Here is a 7,454-nt window from a genome sequence, read left to right on the forward strand (position 1 = left end):
GTCCCCGAAGCGCAGGGCGTTCAGCAGGGCCACCGGGCGCGCGCCCATGGTGAAGACGTCGCGCATGATGCCGCCCACGCCCGTCGCCGCGCCCTGATAGGGCTCGATGTAGGAGGGGTGGTTGTGGCTTTCCATCTTGAAGATGCAGGCGTCGCCGTCGCCGATGTCGATCACCCCCGCGTTCTCGCCGGGACCGCAGATCACGCGCGGGCCGGTGGTCGGGAATTTGCCCAGGTGGATCTTGGAGGACTTGTAGGAGCAGTGCTCGGACCACATGACCGAAAACACGCCCAGTTCCAGCTGGTTCGGCTCGCGGCCCAGCCGGTCGAGGACGACCTGATATTCGGCAGAGCTCAGGCCGTATTCGGCGGCCAGTTCGGTGATCGATTTCTCGGGGGTCTTGGAGGGGGCGCTCATAAGGCGGCTTCTATCCGTCAACGCGCGAATAGGCTATATTCTAGATTGACGTTCGGAGTTTCTAGAATGGGCCTCAGCATCAAACGCGCGGAAACGGAGCGCAAGGCGCGGGCCGTTGCCGAGAGAATGGGGGTCGGCGTGACCGAAGCCATCGACCGGGCGTTGGAAAAGTCGTGGCAGGAACTGACCGCCTCGGATCAGGCGGCTGACCGGGCGAAAAAGCGCGAAGTCTTCTTTGCCTACCTCGCCGGCCTGCCCCGGACAAACAAGACCATCGACGAGATCGAGGCCGAAATGTACGGCGAGTTCGGCGAACCGATCTGATGATCATCGACACTTCGGCACTGGTTGCCATCGTGCTGAATGAGCCCGAAGCCGCCGCATTCGACGAGCGGATCCGCCTGGCACCCTCCAGAAAGATCAGCACGGCGACATGCGTCGAGTTGATGATCGTCCTCACCGCAAAACTCGGGATCGACGCCCGTCCTGTCGTCATTCACGTCATCGACGAATACGAACTGGAGCGAATCGCCGTCGATGAAGATCAGATGACGGTCGCCTTCGACGGGGTGGCGCGTTTCGGCAAGGGGCGTCACCCGGCCAAGCTGAACCTGGGTGACTGTTTTGCCTATGCTCTGGCAAAGACGTCTGGCGAACCGCTGCTCTTCAAAGGGAATGATTTTTCACGAACCGATGTCGCCGTGGCCTGATGGCACGGCCTGGCCGCAATGAAGCAGCAGACGGTTCTAATCCTCAAACCCGCTCGATTTGACGCCTCCACGCCAGGGTGATGACGACCGCACCGACCAGCGTGGCCACCGCCACGATGGCGGCGGTGAAGGCCAGGGTGCCGTTACGGGACTGTTCGGCGACGAAGACCCCGATCAGGCCCCAGACGATCGGCAGGGCATAGGCGATGGTGCGGATGCGCCAGGTGACGGCCACGGCGACGAGGCCGACCAGCACCACGGCCAGCACGGCCCAGATGGTCGGCGACGCCATGGCGGGCAGGTCGCCGTTGCCGGTCGCGACGGTGATCAGATTGACCGGCGCTGCGACCGTCAGCCAGCCGGCCAGCAGGGACAGCGGCCAGACGGTCAGCCAGCGATCGCGATCTCCGAGCCTGAGCGCGCGGATACTGCGGGCATGGGTCAGCAGGGGAATGAGAAGGACGGTCAGGGCGCCGAAGATCAGGACGATCGTGGCGACTTCCCAATCGAAGGCCGCCGCGATGATCCACAGGCCGATGCCGGCAAAGGCCAGGGCCGACGGCCAGCCGAAGGCCTTGAGGACGTCGCTCTCGCCGGTCTGGGGCAGGACCTGGCGGATCGCATAGGCCGCGAGGCCCAGGTAGATCACGCCCCAGATCGCAAAGGCCCAGCCGATGACACGCAGGGTGGCGTCACTGTCGGAGGCGAACTCGGCCGCGCTCTGGCCCCAGCCGAGCCCCATCTGCACCTGGGGAACCAGGATGGCGAGGACGGCCGTGGCCATGACGATGATCCGCCGGGTCATGTCGGCAGGCGAGGGACGCAGGATGGAGGGCATGAGGCAAACCTGTGGATGCGAGACCGACACTACGCGCAACTACGGTCAAGGTTCAGATGGAGATGACGATGCGGAACCGGCACCGCCCGCGTTCGCTACCTCGGCATCGATCGCATCAGACAAGGAGGCCTCAATGGCCGATCCCACCAACACCCCTGACGAAACCCCGCATTTCGACACATCCGACGTCGAGGCCAACCTGGCCATCGAACAGGGGCTGGGCGTCGGTGCGCGCGAACTGGCGGCCCAGCGTGATCCCGGCGGGATCGTGACGCCTGACGAGGACGACGGCGAGGTCTGACGTCCTACAGTGAAGTTTGTTGATTGACGGAGCCCGGTTCGCCGGGCTTCGTTCGTTCAATGACCCAGCCTGCCTCCATCGCCGCTGCCCGATCGCTGCTGGCCAGCGCCGATGCGATGCTGGCGGCCGATGGATCGGACCTTCGGGGGCTTATCCTGAAGGGGGACGCCCTGTCGGCCCTGGGCGACGCGAGAGCGGCGTCCAGCTTCTACACGAGCGCACTGCGCACCGCGCAGGCCAGTCAGGCGAAGGGCACCCGCCTGACGCCCGATCTGATCGCCGAGCTCCGCCGGGCTCAGGGCGCGGTTCAGGATCAGGCCAGGGCGTTTCAGGACCACCTCGCCCGGGGTCTTTCCGCCGCCGGGTTCGATCCGGAGACATCCAGCGACCGGTTCGCCCTGTCGCTGGATCTGATGGCGGGACGCAAGCAGCTCTACCTCCAGCAGCCGCGCTTCTATCTCTTCCCCGGCCTGCCCCAGGTGCAGTTCCAGCCGCGCGAGACCCTGCCATGGCTGGAGGGGGTCGAGGCGGCGACCGACGACATTCGGGCCGAACTTCAGGCCCTGCTGGCCGAACCCGCCCTGTTCCGTCCCTATGTCGAGCCCCGCGCCGATCGGCCGAATACCGACGCGCAAGGGATGGCGTCCAACCCCGAATGGAGCGCCCTGTTCCTGTTCAAGGATGGCGTCGAACAGGAGATCGCCGCCCGCTGTCCGCGTACGCTGGCGGCGCTGGCGCAGGTTCCGCTGTGCCGTGTGCCCGGGCGGACACCCTCGATCCTGTTCTCGCGCCTGACGCCGGGCGCGCGCATCCCGCCTCATCACGGCCTGATCAATACGCGGTTGATCTGTCACCTGCCCCTGATCGCCCCGCCGGGCAGCCGGTTCCGGGTCGGCAATGACGTGCGGGACTGGAAGGAAGGCCAGGCCTGGGCCTTTGACGACACCATCGAGCACGAGGCCTGGAACGACAGCGATGAGGACAGGACGATCCTGATCTTCGACGTCTGGAAGCCCGAATTGACGCAGGAGGAGCGTGCCCTGGTCTCGGCCATGTTCAACGCGATCGACGGCTATGGCGCGGCCCAGCCCGCGTGGGGGGTTTGAAGCGGCAGGGTTCCCTCTCCCCGTCGTTGAGCGTCTTCCAGCCCCGCTAGTGGAGCCTTTGCGTAAGCCTGATGCCAAAGGTCCCGCAAGCGGAAGAAGGAGAGGTCCGGCTTGTCCAACGCATCGAACTTGCGAACCTCGCCCGATACAACGCCTTGCCGTGACTGGGGATACGACCGCTTCTGACGCCAACTAACGTCGATTTGCGCGCCCAGGTCCAAAAGACCCTTATGATGCTTCCCGTCCCGTCGCGGGGAAGGGCGCAAGGCCTTGCGATCTTGTTGCGGCGGGGGTGTGTGGAGCGGGGCGGTCGAGGCCTCGTCTCCGGTCAGCCCTGGCGAGCTCCGAGGTCCGGTTTCGACCGGGCGCGGCGCCCGGGGGATCGGGGGCGGTGTCGCCGGCCGTGCAAAGGGTCTGGCGCAGAGAGTCGGAGCGTTCAGGGGACGGGCACGCAAGGCGCCCGCCTTCCCGCCGGGGGCGCGGTAGCGGCAAGGGGTTAATACCCCCGCTGGTTCGGGAGACCGAGCCGTACAGCTCCTGGAAAACCACTCACGCGGAGCGTTCGTCTTTCGCCGAAACGGTATTCTCTATCTTCTTCCGGGCGAGAGCCCGGACGCTCCGCCGGCCCTTCCCACTCCCGTCGCCGCGCGGCGGGAGTCCGTTGAATCACGTCATCCCCGGACAACGAGGCGCAGCCGAGGCCGATCCGGGGAGGCGCGTGAGGGCGAGAAGCTGTGCCAGCCACCAGCAACCCCATCACTCAGGAGCCCTGGCCAACTCTCATTCTCCCCTAAATGGCGAGATCGGCATTGCCCGCCAGGATGGCTTCGACGCCAGCCCTGTGCTTCGCCCCCGACCGATCATGCAGCACCAGCGCCGGGTGCAGGACCAGCGGCGCGCGGCCCCGCTTGATCGCCCGGACGATGACCCGTTTGGCGGGCGTCTCGGCGAACGGCTGGATCGGCAGGATGACGAAGGAACCGGCCTTCTCACCCAGCAGGCCCAGCAGATCGGCCAGCCGGTCGGCGCGGTGGATGACCACGATCCTCCCGCCGTCCTTGACCGAGGCCAGCAGGATGTCGGTCCAGGCCTTCAGGCCGTCGTCGGCCATCCAGGCGGCGCGCTTGCCGGGGGCGGGGGCGCGCAGGGCGTCGGGGTCGTCGAAGAAGGGGGGATTGGACACTGCCCAGTCGAACAGGGGCTGGCCGAGCGGTCGGAACCCGTCGGCGACGTCGCCGGTGAGGATCGTGCTGCGGTCGGCGACGTCGTTGAGGTCGGCGTTCTGGCGGGCGAGGTCGGCGGCGGCGGGTTCGCGCTCCAGGCCGGCGAGCAGAACGCCGGGCCGCCGGGCCGCGATCTGCATCAGGACGGCACCCGCACCACACCCCGCCTCGAACACCCGTTCTCCGGGTCGGGCGGGGACGGCGGCGGCCAGAAGCGCGGCATCCATGCCGGCGCGATAGCCCCGGACCGGCTGGCGCAGCCGGACGCGGCCGCCCAGAAGGGCGTTTTCGACGACCGCATCGTCAATTTCGGCCGGGGGTGTGACGGTCACGCAGCTTGACCCTTCATGGTGCGATCACCATTGTCCCGCCGTTCGCGACGCAGCAAGACACCTCGCGAAGCCTTTCGGGCGTTGTCTCTTCGCACTGCCCGGTTTTCAGAGAGTTATCGTTTCCGTGGACGCCGTCACCCTGAGCCCCGCCCGATCGCACGTCCGCCCTGCCGGCGACGTGGACACCCTGGCGCGGCTTGCCCAGACCGACATGGCGGCGGTCGATGCGCTGATTCTGGACCGGATGCAGTCCCAGGTGCCGGTGATCCCCCTGTTGGCCGAACACATCGTCTCGGCGGGCGGCAAGCGCATGCGGCCCCTGTTGACGGTGGCGGCTGCCCGGGCGGCAGGCGGCGACATCGCGCATCCGCTGAAACTGGCGGCGGCTGTGGAGTTCATCCACACCGCGACCCTTCTTCACGATGACATCGTCGACGGATCCGAACAGCGTCGGGGCAAGGTTGCCGCGCATCTGATCTGGGGCAATGCCACCAGCGTCCTGGTCGGGGATTTCCTGTTCGCCCGCGCTTTCGAGCTGATGGTCGAGACGGGGCAGATGCGCGCCCTGGGCATTCTGGCCAATGCCTCCAGCGTGATTGCCGAGGGCGAGGTCCTGCAACTGACGCGGGCCCACGACCTGAACCTGGACCAGGAAACCTATCTGCGCATCATCTCGGCCAAGACCGCCGAACTGTTCGCCGCCGCCGCCGAGGCCGGGGCGGTCGGGTCGGGCGCGGATGACCGGACGACGGCGGCGCTGCGGTCCTATGGGCTGAACCTGGGCCTGGCGTTCCAGCTGGCCGATGACGCGCTGGACTATGGCGGCTCGTCCGAGGCCCTGGGCAAGAACGCCGGCGACGACTTCCGCGAAGGCAAGGTGACCCTGCCCCTGCTTCTGGCCGTAGCCCGCACCCGTGGGCGCGAGGATGCCTTCTGGGACCGCACCATCAACAAGGGCCAGCGGACCGAGGACGACTTCCGCCGCGCGCGCGAACTGATCATCGGCACGGGCGCGGTGTCAGCGACCCTGGATGCGGCCGGTGACTATGCCGACGCGGCCAAGGCGGCGCTGTCGATCCTGCCCCGCAGCGACTGGCGCGACGCGCTGGAAACGCTGGCAGACTTCGCGGTCAGCCGGGCGGCCTGATAAGGGCTCCTTACGTCAGGCTCGCCGCGAACCGCTGGATCCGTCCGCACGCCTCTTCCAGCACCGCTTCGCTGGTCGCGTAGCTGATGCGGAAATAGGGCGACAGGCCGAAGGCCGAGCCCTGGACCACCGCGACGCCCTCGGCTTCCAGCAGTTCAGTGGTGAAGACCTCGTCGTCGGTGATGACGACGCCCGACGGGGTCGTCTTGCCGATCAGGCCCTCGACCGACGGATAGACATAGAAGGCCCCCTCGGGGTTGGGACAGCGGATGCCGGTCGCCTGGTTCAGCATCGACACCACCAGGTCGCGGCGCGCCTGGAAGGCGTCGTTGCGGGGCTTGAGGAAGGCCTGCGTGCCGTTCAGGGCCTCGACGGCGGCGTACTGGCTGATCGAGGTCGGGTTCGACGTCGTCTGGCTGGCGACCTTGCGCATCAGGTCGATCAGGGCCTTGGGCCCGCCCGCATAGCCGATCCGCCAGCCCGTCATGGCATAGGCCTTGGACACGCCGTTGACGGTCAGGGTGCGGTCGTACAGGTCCGGCGCGACCTGGGCGATCGTCGTGTATTCGAATCCGTCGAAGGTCAGGTGCTCGTACATGTCGTCGGTCAGGATCCAGACGTGCGGGTGCAGACGCAGCACCTCGGCCAGCCGGTGCAGCTCCAGCCGGGTATAGGCGGCACCGGTCGGGTTCGACGGCGAGTTGAGGATCAGCCACTTGGTGCGCGGCGTGATCGCCGCCTCCAGCACCTCGGGGCGCAGCTTGAAGCCGTCGGCCTCGGCCCCCGTCACGAACACCGGCTCGCCCCCGGCCAGCAGGACCATGTCGGGATAGGACACCCAGTAGGGGGCCGGAATGATGACCTCGTCGCCGGGGTTCAGGGTGGCGACCAGGGCGTTGAAGATCACCGGCTTGCCGCCCGGCGCGACGTGGATCTGGTTGACGTCGTAGGTCAGGCCGTTCTCGCGGGCGAACTTGTCGACGATGGCCTTCTTCAGGGCCGGCATGCCGTCGGCGTCGGTGTATTTGGTCTGGCCGTCGTTGATGGCCTTGATGGCGGCGGCCTTGATGTTGTCCGGAGTGTCGAAGTCGGGCTCGCCGGCACCCAGGCCGATGATGTCGCGACCGGCGGCGGCCAGGGCCCGCGCTTTCGCGCTGACCGCGATGGTGGCGGAGGGCTTGACGCGGGCGAGCGCGGCGGACTGCAGGTCGGACATGGCGGAATCTCGTTCTCGGGAGGCGGCCGCTGTTTACGGGCAGGGGGGGCTGCGTGCAAATGAAGACAGTGCCGGAGGTGTCGAATGCTTTTCGCCGTGTTGTTCAGTCTGGCTATCGCCGGACAGTCGGCCGAGGTCCCACGCGACTGTCGGGACGACAACGG

General features: G+C 67.2%; 9 protein-coding genes. 5 read left to right on the plus strand and 4 right to left on the minus strand.

Going from position 1 to position 7,454, the window contains the following annotated elements; translation table 11 throughout:
* Nucleotides 1-417: AIR synthase related protein (locus ACILQR_RS14515; protein WP_395652102.1), on the minus strand; the 417-nt coding region annotated here is incomplete at its 3' end.
* 66 nt (nt 418-483) lie between these two features.
* On the opposite strand from ACILQR_RS14515, the gene ACILQR_RS14520 reads away from it, so the two are divergent.
* The gene (locus ACILQR_RS14520) at nt 484-741 is read left to right on the plus strand and encodes a type II toxin-antitoxin system VapB family antitoxin (RefSeq protein ID WP_395652103.1); all 258 of its coding nucleotides are present in this window, start codon (nt 484-486) and stop codon (nt 739-741) included.
* Nucleotides 741-1,127: a type II toxin-antitoxin system VapC family toxin gene (locus ACILQR_RS14525; protein ID WP_395652104.1), complete on the plus strand. Its 387-nt coding sequence runs from the start codon at nt 741-743 to the stop codon at nt 1,125-1,127. The genes ACILQR_RS14520 and ACILQR_RS14525 overlap by 1 nt, the downstream gene beginning before the upstream one ends.
* A gap of 43 nt (nt 1,128-1,170) precedes the next feature.
* Here ACILQR_RS14525 and ACILQR_RS14530 read toward each other — a convergent pair whose 3' ends face one another.
* Nucleotides 1,171-1,965, minus strand: a complete 795-nt coding sequence (locus ACILQR_RS14530) for a hypothetical protein (RefSeq protein WP_395652105.1) — start codon at nt 1,963-1,965, stop codon at nt 1,171-1,173.
* 133 nt (nt 1,966-2,098) lie between these two features.
* Here ACILQR_RS14530 and ACILQR_RS14535 point away from each other — a divergent pair, with 133 nt between their 5' ends.
* Nucleotides 2,099-2,266 (plus strand): hypothetical protein, encoded by a 168-nt coding sequence (locus ACILQR_RS14535; RefSeq protein WP_271146993.1) that lies wholly within the window; start codon nt 2,099-2,101, stop codon nt 2,264-2,266.
* Between the two features lie 59 nt (nt 2,267-2,325).
* A complete protein-coding gene (locus ACILQR_RS14540; RefSeq protein WP_395652106.1) occupies nt 2,326-3,372 on the plus strand; it encodes an aspartyl/asparaginyl beta-hydroxylase domain-containing protein in 1,047 nt (348 codons plus the stop codon).
* 790 nt (nt 3,373-4,162) lie between these two features.
* Here ACILQR_RS14540 and ACILQR_RS14545 read toward each other — a convergent pair.
* Entirely contained in the window at nt 4,163-4,927 is a 765-nt protein-coding gene (locus ACILQR_RS14545; protein ID WP_395652107.1) for a tRNA1(Val) (adenine(37)-N6)-methyltransferase, read from the minus strand.
* Nucleotides 4,928-5,105: 178 nt separating this feature from the next.
* Between ACILQR_RS14545 and ACILQR_RS14550 the strand changes: the two genes are divergently transcribed.
* A complete protein-coding gene (locus tag ACILQR_RS14550) occupies nt 5,106-6,074 on the plus strand; it encodes a polyprenyl synthetase family protein (RefSeq protein WP_395652109.1) in 969 nt (322 codons plus the stop codon).
* Between the two features lie 10 nt (nt 6,075-6,084).
* Here the strand turns inward: ACILQR_RS14550 and ACILQR_RS14555 are convergent, their stop codons facing one another.
* Nucleotides 6,085-7,290 carry a pyridoxal phosphate-dependent aminotransferase gene (locus ACILQR_RS14555; protein ID WP_395652108.1) on the minus strand — a complete coding sequence of 402 codons (1,206 nt, stop codon included), beginning with the start codon at nt 7,288-7,290 and terminating at the stop codon, nt 6,085-6,087.
* Between the last annotated feature and the right edge of the window lie 164 nt (nt 7,291-7,454).

It is taken from the genome of Brevundimonas sp., assembly GCF_044239655.1.
Classification (GTDB): domain Bacteria; phylum Pseudomonadota; class Alphaproteobacteria; order Caulobacterales; family Caulobacteraceae; genus Brevundimonas.

Coding starts and splice junctions, on each gene's coding strand:
- ACILQR_RS14520 (WP_395652103.1), top strand. CDS start 484: ATGGGCCTCAGCATCAAACGCGCGGAAACGGAGCGCAAGGCGCGGGCC.
- ACILQR_RS14525 (WP_395652104.1), top strand. CDS start 741: ATGATCATCGACACTTCGGCACTGGTTGCCATCGTGCTGAATGAGCCC.
- ACILQR_RS14530 (WP_395652105.1), bottom strand. CDS start 1,965: ATGCCCTCCATCCTGCGTCCCTCGCCTGCCGACATGACCCGGCGGATC.
- ACILQR_RS14535 (WP_271146993.1), top strand. CDS start 2,099: ATGGCCGATCCCACCAACACCCCTGACGAAACCCCGCATTTCGACACA.
- ACILQR_RS14540 (WP_395652106.1), top strand. CDS start 2,326: ATGACCCAGCCTGCCTCCATCGCCGCTGCCCGATCGCTGCTGGCCAGC.
- ACILQR_RS14555 (WP_395652108.1), bottom strand. CDS start 7,290: ATGTCCGACCTGCAGTCCGCCGCGCTCGCCCGCGTCAAGCCCTCCGCC.